Source organism: Herbaspirillum aquaticum (genome assembly GCF_002213425.1).
GTDB lineage: Bacteria > Pseudomonadota > Gammaproteobacteria > Burkholderiales > Burkholderiaceae_D > Herbaspirillum > Herbaspirillum aquaticum.
Genome location: NZ_NJGV01000008.1, coordinates 149332 through 164633, shown reverse-complemented (window position 1 = coordinate 164633; position 15302 = coordinate 149332). Strand labels below are relative to the sequence as shown.

16 protein-coding genes are annotated in these 15302 nt (G+C 59.5%); 9 read left to right on the top strand and 7 right to left on the bottom strand.

Annotated elements, in window-relative coordinates; genetic code table 11:
- Positions 1 to 75: 75 nt before the first annotated feature.
- The 3 genes from CEJ45_RS25025 to CEJ45_RS10770 are packed head-to-tail and all read right to left on the bottom strand — an operon-like array spanning position 76 to position 1431.
- A complete protein-coding gene (locus tag CEJ45_RS25025; RefSeq protein ID WP_206601744.1) occupies positions 76 to 225 on the bottom strand; it encodes a hypothetical protein in 150 nt (49 codons plus the stop codon).
- Entirely contained in the window at positions 218 to 646 is a 429-nt protein-coding gene (locus CEJ45_RS10775; protein WP_088755121.1) for a VOC family protein, read from the bottom strand. Before CEJ45_RS10775 ends, CEJ45_RS25025 begins: the two co-directional genes overlap by 8 nt.
- 35 nt (positions 647 to 681) lie before the next feature.
- A complete protein-coding gene (locus CEJ45_RS10770; protein WP_088755120.1) occupies positions 682 to 1431 on the bottom strand; it encodes an SDR family NAD(P)-dependent oxidoreductase in 750 nt (249 codons plus the stop codon).
- Positions 1432 to 1557: 126 nt separating this feature from the next.
- On the opposite strand from CEJ45_RS10770, the gene CEJ45_RS10765 reads away from it, so the two are divergent.
- The 5 genes from CEJ45_RS10765 (at position 1558) to CEJ45_RS10745 (ending at position 5802) form a co-directional block, all read left to right on the top strand.
- A complete protein-coding gene (locus CEJ45_RS10765; RefSeq protein ID WP_088755119.1) occupies positions 1558 to 2469 on the top strand; it encodes an AraC family transcriptional regulator in 912 nt (303 codons plus the stop codon).
- Between the two features lie 308 nt (positions 2470 to 2777).
- Complete coding sequence (locus CEJ45_RS10760) at positions 2778 to 3146, top strand: VOC family protein (RefSeq protein WP_088755118.1); 369 nt, start codon at positions 2778 to 2780, stop codon at positions 3144 to 3146.
- Positions 3147 to 3237: 91 nt separating this feature from the next.
- Positions 3238 to 3579, top strand: a complete 342-nt coding sequence (locus CEJ45_RS10755) for a hypothetical protein (RefSeq protein ID WP_088755117.1) — start codon at positions 3238 to 3240, stop codon at positions 3577 to 3579.
- A gap of 160 nt (positions 3580 to 3739) precedes the next feature.
- Positions 3740 to 4990 carry an MFS transporter gene (locus tag CEJ45_RS10750; RefSeq protein ID WP_088755116.1) on the top strand — a complete coding sequence of 417 codons (1251 nt, stop codon included), beginning with the start codon at positions 3740 to 3742 and terminating at the stop codon, positions 4988 to 4990.
- 122 nt (positions 4991 to 5112) lie between these two features.
- The gene (locus CEJ45_RS10745) at positions 5113 to 5802 is read left to right on the top strand and encodes a MarC family protein (protein ID WP_088755115.1); all 690 of its coding nucleotides are present in this window, start codon (positions 5113 to 5115) and stop codon (positions 5800 to 5802) included.
- A gap of 64 nt (positions 5803 to 5866) precedes the next feature.
- Here the strand turns inward: CEJ45_RS10745 and CEJ45_RS10740 are convergent, their stop codons facing one another.
- The 4 genes from CEJ45_RS10740 to CEJ45_RS10725 form a co-directional block, all read right to left on the bottom strand.
- Positions 5867 to 6520: an LON peptidase substrate-binding domain-containing protein gene (locus tag CEJ45_RS10740; protein WP_088755114.1), complete on the bottom strand. Its 654-nt coding sequence runs from the start codon at positions 6518 to 6520 to the stop codon at positions 5867 to 5869.
- Between the two features lie 22 nt (positions 6521 to 6542).
- Positions 6543 to 8072: a SpoVR family protein gene (locus CEJ45_RS10735; protein ID WP_008332933.1), complete on the bottom strand. Its 1530-nt coding sequence runs from the start codon at positions 8070 to 8072 to the stop codon at positions 6543 to 6545.
- A complete protein-coding gene (locus CEJ45_RS10730; RefSeq protein ID WP_034336397.1) occupies positions 8069 to 9337 on the bottom strand; it encodes a YeaH/YhbH family protein in 1269 nt (422 codons plus the stop codon). The genes CEJ45_RS10735 and CEJ45_RS10730 overlap by 4 nt, the downstream gene beginning before the upstream one ends.
- A 102-nt stretch (positions 9338 to 9439) precedes the next feature.
- Complete coding sequence (locus CEJ45_RS10725; protein ID WP_013236263.1) at positions 9440 to 11362, bottom strand: PrkA family serine protein kinase; 1923 nt, start codon at positions 11360 to 11362, stop codon at positions 9440 to 9442.
- Between the two features lie 1254 nt (positions 11363 to 12616).
- Between CEJ45_RS10725 and rpmH the strand changes: the two genes are divergently transcribed.
- The 4 genes from rpmH to yidC are packed head-to-tail and all read left to right on the top strand — an operon-like array spanning position 12617 to position 15277.
- Positions 12617 to 12754: a 50S ribosomal protein L34 gene (rpmH, locus tag CEJ45_RS10720; protein WP_006461360.1), complete on the top strand. Its 138-nt coding sequence runs from the start codon at positions 12617 to 12619 to the stop codon at positions 12752 to 12754.
- A 26-nt stretch (positions 12755 to 12780) separates the two neighbouring features.
- A complete protein-coding gene (gene rnpA, locus CEJ45_RS10715; protein WP_088755113.1) occupies positions 12781 to 13194 on the top strand; it encodes a ribonuclease P protein component in 414 nt (137 codons plus the stop codon).
- An 18-nt stretch (positions 13195 to 13212) separates the two neighbouring features.
- The gene (yidD, locus tag CEJ45_RS25370; RefSeq protein WP_088755112.1) at positions 13213 to 13560 is read left to right on the top strand and encodes a membrane protein insertion efficiency factor YidD; all 348 of its coding nucleotides are present in this window, start codon (positions 13213 to 13215) and stop codon (positions 13558 to 13560) included.
- Positions 13561 to 13576: 16 nt separating this feature from the next.
- Positions 13577 to 15277, top strand: a complete 1701-nt coding sequence (gene yidC, locus CEJ45_RS10705) for a membrane protein insertase YidC (RefSeq protein WP_088755111.1) — start codon at positions 13577 to 13579, stop codon at positions 15275 to 15277.
- The last annotated feature ends 25 nt before the right edge of the window (positions 15278 to 15302 follow it).

The following is a 15302-nucleotide window of genomic DNA, read 5'->3' as shown; positions in this document are numbered from 1 at the left end:
GGGCAGCTCGCTCATTATTCTCGAGGCCGCTCGCTGCCCTTCGCGCGCAGACTTCCACAGCAACATATCAATGACTCAGCCATCGCTGCCTTCGCAGATGCGACGCAGAATAAAGCCGGGTTGCTTTCTTAGCCATGCATCAACGTCTGTATTTGCAGCGACGAAATCCTTGATTGTCAGGCCCTTCGCTAACTGGAAGGTGGTTATTTCCATCGCTTCACTCATGGTCTTCTCGTTTGATAGCGTCTTGAGGATGCTGCCAGGGCTTGTAGACAAACTCCAGGCTATAGCCATCAGGATCCAGTACATTGGCGGCGTAATAACGGGGATCGTAGTGAAGTCGTGCGCCTGGGCAACCGTTATCTGTTGCTCCAGCACCCATCGCAGCCGCATAAGCTGCGTCGACGGCCGCTCGGCTATCCGCTACAAAACCGACGTGTGCCGAGCGCGCGTCCGCGTGCCCTGATCGCAGCCAAAAGAAAACTCTCCCATGGGCACCAAAACCTTTGAGATCGGGATGGCCACGAGGTCCGTTCCGACCGTCATAATCCAGTCGGTCAACAATCCCCAGCGGAGCGAGTGCTTGGGTGTAGAAACGAATTGAGCGATCGATGTCTGCCACCGATAAAAATACGTGATCCAACATGGGTTCTCCTGAGTCACATGCGCATCTATGGCTCGTTAGACTACATAGCCGCCGGATACTTCGATGTCTTGTGCATTGATCCAGCCGCTGTCTTCGGTGAGCAAGGAGGTGATCACGCGTGCTACCTCTTCCGGCTCGCCAACACGGCCCAGAGCGGTCTGGGAAGACAGCAGCGCCTCGAATTCGTCATTGAGGCCGCCACCCAGTTCGGTGCGGATGGGGCCAGGTGACACCGAGTTGACGCGAATGCCTTGCTCACCGAACTCCTTGGCCATGTAACGTGTCAGCACCTGCAAGCCACCCTTGAAGGAGGCATAGGGCGCGACGCCAGCGGTGGCCACACGAGTAGTGGCGCTGGTAAGGTTGACGATGCTAGCGCCGTTGCACAGCAGTGGCAGCAACGATTGCGTCAAGAAGAATGGGCCTTTGAGATGTACATTGAAGAGGCCATCGAACTGCTCCTCCGTCACTGCAGCGATAGGCCGGAACAGGCCGTATCCAGCGTTGTTTACCAACCCGTTCAGATGACTGCTACCCCAAGTTTCCTTCAGCGCCTTTTCGACTTCGGAGCGGAAGGCCGCAAAAGAAGAAGTGTTGGAAACGTCCAGTCTCAGCGCAACCGCCTTGCCCTCATTTGCCTCGATGGCGCGTACTACGGCGTGCGCAGCATCAGGGGCGGTGTTGTAGGTCAGGATGACACCAAAACCCCGGCGAGCCGCTTCCATGGCGGTTTTGGCGCCGATGCCGCGGCTGCCACCGGTGATGACGATGACCTTGCTATTCATTTTCAGCTCCTCAAGTTCAATGGTTGGGATGACTGAACTATAGAGACGCGGTCGTTTTCAGCCGCAACGGTTTCTGCTTCATTCTTGCCTATTCCTGCCGGTCGGCTTAGTGGATACAATCCTGCCATGCGAGAACAGCTCAATGAATTGAGGCTATTGGCTAGCCGTGCAGAAAACCGTCCCACTGAGACAGGTATTCCCCGTGTTTTCATGGTTCAAGGCAGTATTCCTGAGCACGAATTGGCCGCTGTGTATGACCCCATGGTCAACCTCATCTTGCAGGGTGGAAAGACCCTGACGGTGGGTGACCAGGCGCTGGACTATGACCCCGCTACATATTTCGTCATGTCAGTAGACCTGCCTGCCGCCGGAGCAGTGAGGCCCGCAGCGGACGGATCACCTTATCTGGCAGTTGCCCTGACATTGGATGCCGCAGTTCTGGCTGATCTGTTTTCTGTGCTGCCTGATCCGGCTGCACCGGCCCCCACAGAGCGAGGTTTTTCAGTTGCGCCAGTGACGCCAGAGCTACTGGATGCTTGGGTGCGCATGCTTCGACTCATGGATCAGCCAGCAGATATTCCGGTTCTTGCGGCAGCCTACGAACGCGAGATTTTGTATCGGGTATTGCAAGGCCCCATGGGATGGATGTTGCGCGATATCGCAACACCGGACACGACACTCGCCAGAGTCAATAAGGTCATCCAGCGTATCCGCCGAGAGTTCGCTCAGCCTTTGGCTGTGGAAGCGTTGGCAGAGGAAGCCGCGATGAGTGCGTCGGCCTTCCACCGCCACTTCAAATCGATTACGTCATTGAGCCCTTTGCAGTATCAAAAGCAATTGCGCTTGCTGCAGGCTCGCAAGCTACTGGTCATAGCCGGAAAGAACGTCACAACAGTGGCATATGAGGTGGGCTATGACAGTCCCACACAGTTCAGTCGGGAGTATGGACGGGCGTTTGGAATGCCGCCGGCCAAGGACGCGTTGCGAATCGTCGCGTCCATCAAGAAGCGGGCTGAATCCACCGGTATGGTGGTGTAAGGATTTTTGCTTAGGGGGGGCGAATCGCGCTAAACGGCGGTGGCGCCAGTAAAGAAGCCGGCATGATAGTTCGGATGGATTTCGGATGTCCGCTTCCGGCCAGAAACGGACCTTTCGAGTTATTTTTCAGCTTGTTTCCACATCCTGCTATTTTCAGATGTTCTTTAGTCCAAGATGTCTCCTATCGCCCGGAAGCTGACTTTCACGAAGCATTGAAGACTGGCGGGGAAAATAGTTTTTGTTGATAAAGTGTGCATCTGAATACCCTCGGTAAAAACCCCGAATTTATTGTTCCTGTGTGAGAGACCATGACGGCATCATTCAATACGATTTTGATATACGCCCGCAATCCTGCCGCCACCAGTGCATTCTACAAAGATCATTTTGGATTCAAGACGACCGGGGAGCTACGTGACGGTCTCATCGAATTGAGTGCACCAGATGCCGGCATCAGTCTTCTGATTCATCAGGCGGCCAAATCTTTAAAATTTGGGCAGTCGGTAGTCAAACTGGTATTCAGCGTTTCCGATGTTGAAAAATTCAAGGTCGACTCTGCGCAAAGAGGTCTCGAATTCGGCAGTACCCACCAGGCAAACGGCTATCAGTTCGCTAACGCGAAAGATCCTGATGGAAATTCGGTATCGATATCTAGTAGAGAGTATCGCCAACGAGCTTGAAGAGAGCGGCTGCTTGCGGCCAGAAGCGACCGTTTGAATGATGCGAAAATTGCTAGTCCAGCTCGGGAGAATTTGATGAATAAGTGCACCCATGAGTATCGATAAGCCCGACTTTTTTCTCTTCATGGTCTTTGCTCCATTAACCGGCTTGTCGATTATTGTGAGGCAGATTATTCGAGAACTGTTGTTCCAGCGGATTTTGAAGATGCGTACTTTTGCAGTCGGAAGCTCATGGTATTCGGTCACGCAAAGTGGGATCGGGACATCTCTGCCACGAGAAGTCATATGGGGAGAGACATCAAGAAAGATGCTCAAGGAAAAACAACTACGCTCTTTGATTCTTGCGGCAAGGATGTTCTCGATCACACTCTACCTCGGCTTGTCGGGAATAGTTCTAACAATGCTCTGGCACGCGTTCGTGCACTATCGCTGACGGCATCAGGCAACAGTAGTCCGCCAGTGACGGGCGTTCGGCCAGAGACATCGTATGGCAGTTCATCCGCGTAGTGTTCTTCGCAGCGCCATTGGAAATTGCCCCCCGAGCCCAAACGCACACCGTTGACCACATTAAAAAAATGAACCCGGAGACCCCCATGCCCCCATCCTCCCCCGCAAGCCCCGCACCCACCGACCGTTACCAGGTCGATTCCTCCTACGCCGTACTGCGCCTGTGCATCACCATGGTCCTCATGATCGTGGGCGCCAGCGGCATGTACGTGATGGCGGTGGTGCTGCCGGCAGTGCAGGCGCATTTCCAGGTAGATCGTGGCCTGGCCTCCATGCCCTATACCCTCACCATGCTGGGCGTGGGCGTCGGCGGCCTCTTCATGGGCCGCATGGCCGACCGCTACGGCATCATGCGCCCGCTGCTGCTGGGCGGGGCCTGCCTGGGCGCAGGCTTCATCGCGGCCGCGCTGGCGCCCAACATCTGGTGCTTCATGGCCGCCCATTGCCTGCTGATCGGCTTGCTGGGCACGGCCTGTACCTTCTCGCCGCTGGTGGCCGATACCTCGCTGTGGTTCCGCAAGCGGCGCGGCATCGCCGTGGCCGTCTGCGCCAGCGGCAACTACCTCGGCGGCGCACTGTGGCCGCCCATCATCCAGCACTTCGTCGACAGCGTCGGCTGGCAGCACACCTACATCGGCATGGGTATCGCCTGCAGCCTCATCATGTGCAGCCTGGCCCTGCTCATGCGCGCCCGGCCGCCGCTGCAGGACAGCGGCCCGGCCAGTACCCGCGCCGGCGGCGGCCCGCGCCCCTTCGGCCTGGCACCGGGTTCGGCCCAGCTGCTGCTGTGCGTGGCCGGTGTGGCCTGTTGCGTGGCCATGGCCATGCCCCAGGTCCACATCGTGGCCTACTGCGGCGACCTCGGCTACGGCCCGGCACGCGGCGCCCAGATGCTCTCGCTGATGCTGGCCTGTGGCGTGGTCAGCCGCCTGGTCTCCGGCGCCATCTGCGACCGCATCGGCGGCCTGCGCACGCTGCTGCTGGGCTCGGCCCTGCAGGGCCTGTCGCTGCTGCTGTTCATCCCCTTCGACAGCCTGGCCTCGCTCTATCTCATCTCGGCCCTGTTCGGGCTGTTCCAGGGCGGCATCGTGCCGTCCTACGCCATCATCGTGCGCGAATACTTCCCAGCCGCCGAAGCCGGCCAGCGCGTGGGCGCCGTCATCATGGCCACCATGTTCGGCATGGCGCTGGGCGGCTGGATGTCGGGCAAGATCTTCGACCTTACCGGCAACTACCATGCAGCCTTCGCCAATGGCATCGCCTGGAACCTGCTGAACCTGGCCGTGGCGCTGCTGCTCCTGAGCCGCGTGCGCGGCATGCGCCTGCGGGCCGCCTGAGGGGAAAAGGGGACGAGCGCGCAACGGCAGATGCGGCCGTGGTTGGCAGCGTAGCGGCTTTCAGCTACGCTGCCGGGTCAACCTTCAATGCCGATTATTCGCCGTTTATTCCTGATTGCGCCATGTTCATCCTTTTCCTCAAGGCGGTCGTCCTGATCCCGGTCACGCTCTTGCCCATCCTCAATCCCCTGGGCATCGCGCCGGTCTTCGCCAACCTGCTGGGCAACGTCAGCCGCAGCACTGAAAAGCGCATCGCGCGCCAGGTCGCCATCAATTGCTGGTTCATGCTGGTGGCGGCCATCTTCATCGGTTCGCACGTGCTGACCTTCTTCGGCATCTCGCTGCCCATCGTGCGTGTGGGCGGGGGCCTGCTGGTGGCGGTCTCGGGCTGGAAACTGCTCAACGACAACAGCCAGGACAGCTCCATCCCCACCCAAGTGGCCAAGACCTATGACGAAGACCTGCCCGACGAAGAAATCAAGGCGCGCAGCTTCTATCCGATGAGCTTCCCCCTGACCGTCGGCCCCGGCACCATCGCCGCGTCCATCACGCTGGGTGCCAATACGCCGACCCGCCTGCTGGACTGGGTGATCTCGGTCGGCAGTGCCGCCCTGGGCGCGGCGCTCACGGCGCTGGTGATCTTCCTTTGCTACAACTATGCCCACAAGCTGGTGAACCTGATGGGGCGGCTGGGCACCATGGTGGTGCTGCGCCTGTCGGCCTTCATCCTGCTGTGTATCGGGATCCAGATCTTCTGGTCGGGGATGTCGGCGCTGCTGGCCGAGGCGGGGATCAGCGGCGTGGCGCCGTGACGGGGTGGGAGGAATTTCAGTAAATCTGAAGCGGGATAGTTAGTTGCAATATGGAAATAACCAACTATTTCAGCCAGCCCAGCTCATCCAGTGCATCCTGCACCAGCTCCAGCCGCAATAGCGGATTGTCCAGCGCCAGCAGGCTCTGCTTGAGGTTCACGGAGATGGGCATCATCTCTGCCCAGCGGTTGGCCACCCAGCCGCAATCGTCCAGCCGGTAAGGCGCGGCGATGGGCACTTCGCTATCCGGCAGGCCCTGGCGCAGTACCGATTGCAGCAGGTTGTCCAGCGCCTGCGAGGTATTGCGCAGCTCTTCAGGGATCGTCACGGCACGGTCCGCTTCCATCATCTCCACCTGCGCGGTCCATAGTCCATGTTTCTGCTGTTCGGCCTGCAGGATGCGGAAACGCTCGCCGCCCAGGCAGGCGATGCGCATGAGGCCGGGGGAGGGCGTGCTCCATTCCTGGATGCGCGCCAGCGTGCCCACACCGACGAAGCGTTCGCTCTGGCCGGGCCGCCGTACCTCCGACCCTTCCGTCAGCGCCACCACGCCGAAGCTGCTGCCCTCGGCGATGCACTTGCCGATCATGTCCAGGTAACGCACCTCGAAGATCTGCAGCGGCAGCCGTCCTTCAGGAAAGAGTGTGCTGGCCAGCGGAAACAGCGGGATGGTTTGGGCCGAGATCGGCGGGCGCGGGGTAGCGGGGGCAGCGGGCATGGTCACTCCTGGCAGCGGTCACTCACGAACGCAGAGCATACCGGTTCTCGGCCACGCATTCATAGCGCTGCACGATGTAGCCGTTGTCGTCCACGCTTTCCAGATAGACGTCGAACTGCCACAGTCGCGCCATGTGGCGCAGCACCTCATTGGTACTGTCGCCCAGCGAGCGGCCGTCACTACGGAAATGGCGCAGCGTGAGGCTGCGGTTGCCGCGCGTGTTGACCGACCAGACCTGGATGTTGGGTTCGCGGTGGTTGATGTCGTACTGCCGGGACAGCGCCTGGCGCACGTACTGGAAGCCGCGCTCGTTGTGGATGGCCGAGACCTCGATCTCGCTGCGCGCCTCGTCATCTAGCACGGCGAACATGCGCATGTCGCGCATGAGCTTGGGCGAGAGATATTGCGCGATGAAACTCTCGTCCTTGTAGTTGCGCATCACGTATTGCAGGGTATCGAGCCAGTTGCGCCCGGCGATGTCGGGGAACCACTCGCGGTCTTCATTGGTGGGGTTCTCGCAGATGCGGCGGATGTCGCTCATCATCGAGAAGCCCAGTGCATACGGGTTGATGCCGTTGTAATACGGCTTGGTGATGGGCGGCTGGAACACCACATTGCTGTGCGAATGCAGGAATTCCATCATGAAACCATCGGTCAGGCGGCCCTGGTCATAGAGCGTATTCAACAGCGTGTAATGCCAGAAGGTGGCCCAGCCTTCGTTCATCACCTGGGTCTGGCGCTGGGGATAGAAATACTGGCCGACCTTGCGCACGATGCGGATCACCTCGCGTTCCCAGGGCTCCAGCAGGGGTGCGTTCTTCTCGGCGAAATATAGCAGGTTCTCCTGTGGCTCGGAGGGGAAGCGGCCCTCCACGGCTGCAGCGGCCGTTTCCTTCTTGGCCGGCAGGGTGCGCCACAATTCGTTGACCTGCGACTGCATGTAGGCCTCGCGCTCGCGCTGGCGTGCTTTCTCCTGCGCCAGCGACAGGCGTTGCGGACGCTTGTAGCGGTCCACGCCGTAGTTCATCAGCGCATGGCAGGAGTCCAGCAATTCTTCCACGCGTTCGAAGCCATGCCGTTCTTCGCACTCGGCGATGTAATTGCGCGCATACACCAGGTAATCAATGATGGCGCTGGCATCCGTCCACAACTGGAACAGGTAATTGCCCTTGAAGAAGGAGTTGTGCCCATAGGCTGCATGGGCGATGACCAGGGCCTGCATGGTCATCGTGTTCTCTTCCATCAGGTAGGCGATGCAGGGATCGGAATTGATCACGATCTCATAGGCCAGGCCCATCTGCCCGCGCTTGTAATCGCGTTCGGTGAGCATGAAGTGCTTGCCGTAGGACCAGTGGCGATAGTTGACCGGCATGCCGTGCGAGGCATACGCATCCATCATCTGCTCGGCCGAAATGATCTCCAGCTGGATGGGATAGATGTCCAGCTCGTAACCCTTGGCTACGCGTGCGATTTCCTCGTTGTAGCGCTCGATGAGATCAAAGCTCCAGTCCGAGGGGCAAGGCAGCGGGTCATGCTTGAAGCGGCTGTTCATGCGTGCACCTGCTTTTCAAAGAGTTCGCGGAAGACCGGGTAGATCTCGGCGGCCGATTGCACCTTCTTCATGGCGAAGTGCGGATGCGATTCGATCAGCTGCATGTACTCGGTCCACAGGTTCTGTTCCGGCTCGGCTACCTGGATGTAGGCGAAGTAGCGCGTCAGCGGCAGGATCGAGGACTCCAGCAGTTCACGGCACTTGGGAGAATCGTCGTTCCAGTTGTCGCCGTCCGAGGCTTGCGCGCCATAGATGTTCCACTCGCTGGGCGAATAGCGTTTGGTGATGATGTCGTGCATCAGCTCCAGCGCGCTGGAGACCACCGTGCCGCCGCTTTCCTGCGAATGGAAGAAAGTGTTTTCATCGACTTCATCGGCGCGGGTGTGATGGCGGATGAAGACCACTTCGATGTGTTCGTAATTGCGCGTGAGGAAGAGATACAGCAGGATGAAGAAGCGCTTCGACAGATCCTTGCGCTGCTCATCCATCGAGCCCGACACGTCCATCACGCAGAACATCACGGCGCGGCTGGAGGGTTGCGGCTGGCGCACCCTGTTCACATAGCGCAGGTCGAAGGGGTCGATGAAGGGGATGCGCAGGATGCGGGCGCGCAAATGCTTCACTTCCTCTTCCAGCAACGGGATGTCGGCGCTGTGCTCCTCGGGTTTGCGCTTCATCTCGGCCAGGGTTTCCTCGGCCACGTCGAGCTGGCGCTGCAGGGGCCCGCCCAGGGCGATCCGGCGGCCCAGCGAGGAGCGCAGCGAGCGCACCACGTCGATGTTGTTGGGCGAACCGTCGACCGAATAACCGGCCCGCTGGTTCTTCCAGTTCGGTACCTGCAGCAGGTTGGTTTCCACCAGGCGCGGCAGTTCCAGGTCCTCGAAGAAGTAATGCATGAATTCTTCGCGGGTCAGTTCGAAGGTGAAATCGTCCTGTCCTTCGCCGTCGTTGCTGGCACTGCTGCCGCCACCGCCGCCGCTGCCGCCGTTCTGGCGCGGGATGCGGTCACCCTGCAGGTAATCCTGGTTGCCCGGATGCACGGCTTCGCGCTTGCCGCCCTTGCCGTGATGGAAGAAGGGCTCCGAGACATCCTTGCGCGGGATGCTGATGCTCTTCGATTTTTCCAGATCGGTGATGCTGCGGTCGCGCACGGCGTCCGCCACCGAACGTTGGATATGCCCCTTGAAGCGCCGCAGGAAGCGCTCCCTGTTGGCGATGCTCTTGTTCTTGCCAGCCAGCCTGCGGTCGATGATCTGATGCAGCACTCGGTTCTCCTGCTAGTGGTCGGCGGTGCGCCAGGCGCACGGCGCCGAAGGGTCGCCGCGCGCATCGCCACACATGCAGCGGGCGATGCGCAACAGCGGCGCTTACGAGGACTTGCGCACGCGCAGGTACCATTCGCACAGCAGGCGCACCTGCTTGGGCGTGTATCCCTTGCTGACCATGCGATTGACGAAGTCTTCGTGTTTCTGCATTTCCTCGGTGGAGCCCTTGGCGTTGAAGGAAATCACCGGCAACAGGTCTTCGGTATTGGAGAACATCTTCTTCTCGATCACCACGCGCAGTTTTTCGTAACTGGTCCACAGCGGATTCTTGCCACCGTTGTTGACCCGTGCGCGCAGCACGAAGTTGACGATCTCGTTGCGGAAGTCCTTGGGATTGCTGATGCCGGCCGGCTTCTCGATCTTCTCCAGTTCCGCATTCAGGGCCGCGCGGTCGAAGCTCTCGCCGGTATCGTGATCGCGGTATTCCTGGTCCTGGATCCAGAAGTCGGCATAGGTGACGTAACGGTCGAAGACGTTCTGGCCATATTCCGAATACGACTCCAGGTACGCGGTCTGGATTTCCTTGCCGATGAATTCGGCGTAGCGCGAGGCCAGCGTGTCCTTCACGAAGGAGAGATATTTCTGCTCGGTCTCCTGCGGGAATTGTTCGCGTTCGATCTGCTGTTCCAGCACGTACATCAGGTGCACCGGATTGGCCGCTACCTCGGTGGTATCAAAGTTGAACACGCGCGAAAGAATCTTGAAGGCGAAGCGCGTGGAGATGCCGTTCATGCCTTCATCGACACCGGCATAGTCGCGATATTCCTGATAGGACTTGGCTTTCGGATCGGTATCCTTGAGGTTCTCGCCGTCATAGACCTGCATCTTGGAGAAGAGGCTGGAGTTTTCCGGTTCCTTCAGGCGCGTCAGCACCGAGAACTGCGCCATCATCTTCAGCGTGCCCGGTGCGCACGTGGCCTTTCCCAGCGAAGAGCTGCGGATCAGCTTTTCATAGATCTTGATTTCTTCGGACACGCGCAGGCAATACGGCACCTTGACGATGAAGATGCGGTCCAGCAGCGCTTCATTGTTCTTGTTGTTGCGGAAGGCCTTCCATTCCGATTCGTTGGAGTGGGCCAGGATGACACCATCGAAGGGGATCGCACCAAAACCTTCGGTGCCCTTGAAGTTGCCTTCCTGCGTGGCCGTCAACAGCGGGTGCAGCACCTTGATGGGCGCCTTGAACATTTCCACGAATTCCAGCAGGCCCTGGTTGGACAGGCACAGGCCGCCCGAGTAGCTGTAGGCGTCGGCATCGTCCTGCGAATACTGTTCCAGCTTGCGGATGTCCACCTTGCCGACCAGGGTGGAAATGTCCTGGTTGTTTTCATCGCCCGGCTCGGTCTTGGAAATGCCGATCTGGCGCAGGATGGACGGATAGCGCTTGACCACGCGGAACTGGCGGATGTCGCCGTTGTACTCATGCAGGCGCTTGACGGCCCAGGGGCTCAGGATGGGTTTGAGATAGCGGCGCGGGATGCCGTACTGCTCTTCGAGGATGGGGCCGTCTTCGTCGTAATCGAACAGGCCCAGCGGGGATTCATTGACCGGCGAACCCTTGATGGAATAGAAGGGCACCTGCTCCATGAGCTGCTTCAAGCGCTCGGCAATGGAGGACTTGCCGCCACCGACCGGGCCCAGCAGATAAAGGATCTGCTTCTTCTCTTCCAGGCCTTGCGCGGCATGGCGGAAATACGAAACCACCTGCTCGATCACTTCTTCCGCGCCATAGAATTCCTTGAAGGCGGGATAGACCTTGATGACCTTGTTGGCGAAGATGCGCGAGAGGCGCGGATCTTCCCGGGTGTCGACCTTCTCCGGTTCGCCGATGGCCATCAGCATCCGTTCGGCAGCCGATGCATAGACTGCCGGGTCGTTCTTGCAAAGATTCAGATACTCTTCAAGCGATAATTCTTCTTCTCTGGTCTTGTCGAACCGGCTTGCAAAGCTGCTGTAGATATCCATACCACCTCCGTCGCTCTCAAAAAAGTACGAAACAGATTCATATGTCTGGACTTGCCATCTGCGGTTATCGAAGAACGCGTCGGTGACTCTGTATTGCGTCATTGCCGGTGTGTTCTTTGAAAGCCGTAGCTTCTACAGCGTGATGCGAAGATCTTTTCAGATCGTGGTTTTATTCTATTCCTTTTTTTGCATCCGCTTGTTGATCCCTATGGTGCAGATTCATTCACCAAGCGCTGGATTTTCTTTGCACTTTCCCGCGCATTGGGGTGAAGCGTTGATTCCCTTGCGTGTGCAGGGATATTCGCTGCTTCATTCACATCATGCTCTTTCAATGTGCGGATTGCTTCAGCGGTTGACCTCACGGTGCGCTATTTTCGCGCAGCGCGCCATCGTGAAAACCCTGATAGCCGGCGGGAGGGAACAGGCGGACAATGCCACTCGGGCGGTTGCGCAGGCCAGCGCGGCGATTGGCTGGCGATGCTGCCGGTCTCCTCCTGCCGGTGCAATGCGTTCCTGCCTGCACACCGGTCTCTTTGCTTCATCTCCCTTATAGCTGGAATCGTGCCAGGCATGTTTGTCATATTGCAGGGTGCAGCTTGCATGACGCATCTTTTTTGTAACAGGACGATTGTGCTCCGCCTCTGTTGCTGATCTGCCTCATTCGTCTCCCATGGACAGTCCCGGCGCACCGATGTCCAGCCGCGCTGGAAAAATGCTTTAGATGATTTACGGTTTTGTTCATGCGTGCGGCGCATGGGGTGTCTGCGTTTTCTTCATGCCGTGAGCCCATCGGGTGATTCTTTTGCCGGATCCGGGGTGATGTCCTGCAAGCAACTTCATATCGCCTTTTTGCGGGCCGGTGGGGGCCAGGAAAGGGGCGATCTTGGGCAAATGCGGCAATTCCGCCACGCCTTGTCCCTGAACTCGGCCGTCGAGGGGCCGGGGAGGGCGTAAAAGCGCATAAGTCATTGACAGCTAAGTAGAAAATGCAGTCTAATTCAGGGTTCACCATCTGAAGAATTGCGCGCGGTGCCGACGCAGTGCTGTTTCAGTTGTCCACCGGTCGATTACCCAGTGATCACACCGGGAGGCGGCAGAGGCCAACAGAGTTAATGGTGTCAGCGATGCAGGGGCTGCCGGCTCATACAGGCGGCAGGGCATCGGTGATGCGGAACAGGCACACCGAAAGCGGTTCCAGAATTCCGATTTATTTTTGCTGTTTGCTCCAAGGCAGCCCAACTTAGCGAGTCCAACATGAAACGTACTTACCAACCTTCCGTCGTGCGTCGCAAGCGTACCCATGGTTTCCGTGCCCGTATGGCCACCCGTGGCGGCCGTGCCGTGATCAACGCCCGCCGCGCCAAGGGCCGCAAGCGTCTGGCTGCAGTTTAAGCCGGGGCTTTGCGCTGCCGTTTCGTGTGACGGACGTCCGTACACCGCTTCCAGCACGTCAAGCAGGCGACTTCCCACGCGATCGGCGAATCGTTAAAACGGATGAGTTTTCATCCGTTTTTCGTTTGCGCCCCGTGTATCGTACCGAGCATTTCGTGTTGTACGCACGCCGCAACAGCCTGCCGCAAGCCCGTCTGGGCGTGGTGGCGGCCAAGCGGCTGGCGCCTCGTGCGGTCACCCGCAACACGATCAAGCGGGCCACGCGCGAGCTGTTTCGCCAGGCTGAACTGCCTGCCGTGGACTGCATCGTGCGCCTGTCGCGCCCGGTCAATACCAGGAAGGATCCTGCCCGCAGCGCGTCCGTCAAGGCCACGCTGCGCGCCGAACTGATGCAATTGTTCGCCTTCCTGCCGAGCGCCCCCGCGTTCGCCAGGAAATAGCCAGGAAAACAGGAAGTGATGAAGACCCCTCTGCTCCTGCTGTTACGCGCCTACAAGCTGGGAGTGAGCCCTTTCCTGGGGCAGAATTGCCGTTTCTATCCCAGCTGTTCCGACTACGCTGCCGAGGCGGTCCGTCTGCATGGCGCGCTCAAGGGCAGCCTGCTGGCCGGCAAGCGCCTGTGCAAATGCCATCCCTGGCATGCCGGCGGGCTCGATTTCGTGCCCGGCTCGGCCGAGGCGCAAGCCCAGGCGCAGGCGAACAGCCCGTCTTCTTCCGTCGTTCCCGATTCCCCGACCACTGCGCTGCCGTCTTCGGTCGCGCGGCTGTCTCCCCCTGTGGCCGCTGACGGTTGCAGCCACTCCTGAACTCATCAATACGCATATGGATATCAAACGTACCGTCCTGTGGGTTGTATTCTCCTTCTCCCTGCTGCTGCTGTGGGATGGCTGGATGCGCCATAACGGACATCAGTCGATGTTCTTCCCGTCGGCCAACCCGACTCAGGAGCAAGCCGCCGCCAATCCGGCCGCACCCACCGCCAGCCCGACCGGCTCCCCCGTGCCGCAGGCCGGTACGCCCGCACCGGCACCTGGCGCGGTCCCCGGCGCTGACGTGGCTGCCGCCACCAAGGGCGAAACCATCACCATCACCACCGACCTGGTCAAGGCCAGCATCGATACCGTGGGCGGTGAGTTGAAACGCCTGGAACTGTTGAAGCAACCCGACGTGGTCGATCCGACCAAGAATGTCGTGCTGTTCGATTCCGAACCCGGCCACATGTACCTGGCGGAGTCGGGCCTGATCGGCGGTCCCTTCCCCAACCACAAGACCATCTTCACCGCACAGCCCGGCGCCCGCTCGCTGGACAACGGCAATGAAGTGCAGCTGGTGCTGGTGGCAGAGCAGGGCGGCGTGAAGCTGACCAAGACCTACACCTTCAAGCGCGACAGCTACCTGATCGACGTCAAGCACACCGTGACCAACACCACGGGTGCGGCGATCAACCCGTCGCTGTACCTGCAGCTGGTGCGCGACGGCAACAAGCCGGGCGGCGAATCGCACTTCTACAGCACCTTCACCGGTCCTGCCGTCTACAGCAGCACCGAGCACTTCGAGAAGCTGGACTTCGAGAAGATCGCCAACGGCAAGCAGCAGCACGTCAACAAGGCGGACAATGGCTGGATCGCCATGGTGCAGCACTACTTCGTCTCGGCCTTCATCCCGCCGCAGAACGCGCAGCGCGACATCTTCAGCAAGAAGGTCGGCGACAACCTGTACGCGGTCGGTTCCATCCTGCCGCTGGGCAGCGTGGCACCGAATGCCAGCGTGACCATGGACAGCCAGCTGTATTCCGGCCCCACCGTCTCCAAGACTCTGCAAGCGATTGCCCCGGGCCTGGACCTGGTGCGTGACTACGGCCACCTGACCGTGATCGCCGAGCCGATCTTCTGGCTGATGACCCACATCCACAACCTGGTGGGCAACTGGGGCTGGACCATCATCCTGCTGACCGTGCTGATCAAGCTGGTGTTCTTCCCGCTGTCGGCGGCTAGCTATCGCAGCATGGCCAAGATGAAGGCGGTCTCGCCGAAGATGCAAGCCATCCGCGAACGCCACAAGGGCGACCCGCAGGCCATGAATCGCGAGATGATGGCGCTCTACAAGACCGAGAAGATCAATCCGCTGGGTGGCTGCCTGCCCATCGTGATCCAGATCCCGGTGTTCATTGCGCTGTATTCGGTGCTGCTGGCCTCGGTGGAAATGCGCGGCGCCCCGTGGCTGGGCTGGGTGCATGACCTGACCGCCCCGGACCGCCTGTTCGGTACCATCCCGTACTTCAACATGCCCATCGGTTTGCTGCCGATCATCATGGCCGCTTCGATGTTCCTGCAGACCAAGCTGAACCCGACGCCGCCGGATCCGGTCCAGGCCAAGGTGATGATGTTCATGCCGCTGGTGTTCTCGTTCATGTTCTTCTTCTTCCCGTCCGGCCTGGTGCTGTACTGGGTGACGAACAACATCCTGTCGATCGCGCAGCAATGGGTGATCACCCGCAACATCGAGAGCGGCAAGACCAAGTAATCCGGTTCTTGCAGGCCATCAAAGG

Excerpts from the sequence above, each read along its gene's own strand:
- CEJ45_RS10725 (WP_013236263.1), bottom strand. The coding sequence starts at position 11,362 with ATGGATATCTACAGCAGCTTTGCAAGCCGGTTCGACAAGACCAGAGAA.
- CEJ45_RS25025 (WP_206601744.1), bottom strand. The coding sequence starts at position 225 with ATGAGTGAAGCGATGGAAATAACCACCTTCCAGTTAGCGAAGGGCCTG.
- CEJ45_RS10770 (WP_088755120.1), bottom strand. The coding sequence starts at position 1,431 with ATGAATAGCAAGGTCATCGTCATCACCGGTGGCAGCCGCGGCATCGGC.
- rpmH (WP_006461360.1), top strand. The coding sequence starts at position 12,617 with ATGAAACGTACTTACCAACCTTCCGTCGTGCGTCGCAAGCGTACCCAT.
- CEJ45_RS10755 (WP_088755117.1), top strand. The coding sequence starts at position 3,238 with ATGAGTATCGATAAGCCCGACTTTTTTCTCTTCATGGTCTTTGCTCCA.
- CEJ45_RS10765 (WP_088755119.1), top strand. The coding sequence starts at position 1,558 with ATGCGAGAACAGCTCAATGAATTGAGGCTATTGGCTAGCCGTGCAGAA.
- CEJ45_RS10775 (WP_088755121.1), bottom strand. The coding sequence starts at position 646 with ATGTTGGATCACGTATTTTTATCGGTGGCAGACATCGATCGCTCAATT.
- CEJ45_RS10760 (WP_088755118.1), top strand. The coding sequence starts at position 2,778 with ATGACGGCATCATTCAATACGATTTTGATATACGCCCGCAATCCTGCC.
- CEJ45_RS10740 (WP_088755114.1), bottom strand. The coding sequence starts at position 6,520 with ATGCCCGCTGCCCCCGCTACCCCGCGCCCGCCGATCTCGGCCCAAACC.
- CEJ45_RS10735 (WP_008332933.1), bottom strand. The coding sequence starts at position 8,072 with ATGAACAGCCGCTTCAAGCATGACCCGCTGCCTTGCCCCTCGGACTGG.
- CEJ45_RS10745 (WP_088755115.1), top strand. The coding sequence starts at position 5,113 with ATGTTCATCCTTTTCCTCAAGGCGGTCGTCCTGATCCCGGTCACGCTC.
- CEJ45_RS10750 (WP_088755116.1), top strand. The coding sequence starts at position 3,740 with ATGCCCCCATCCTCCCCCGCAAGCCCCGCACCCACCGACCGTTACCAG.
- yidC (WP_088755111.1), top strand. The coding sequence starts at position 13,577 with ATGGATATCAAACGTACCGTCCTGTGGGTTGTATTCTCCTTCTCCCTG.
- yidD (WP_088755112.1), top strand. The coding sequence starts at position 13,213 with ATGAAGACCCCTCTGCTCCTGCTGTTACGCGCCTACAAGCTGGGAGTG.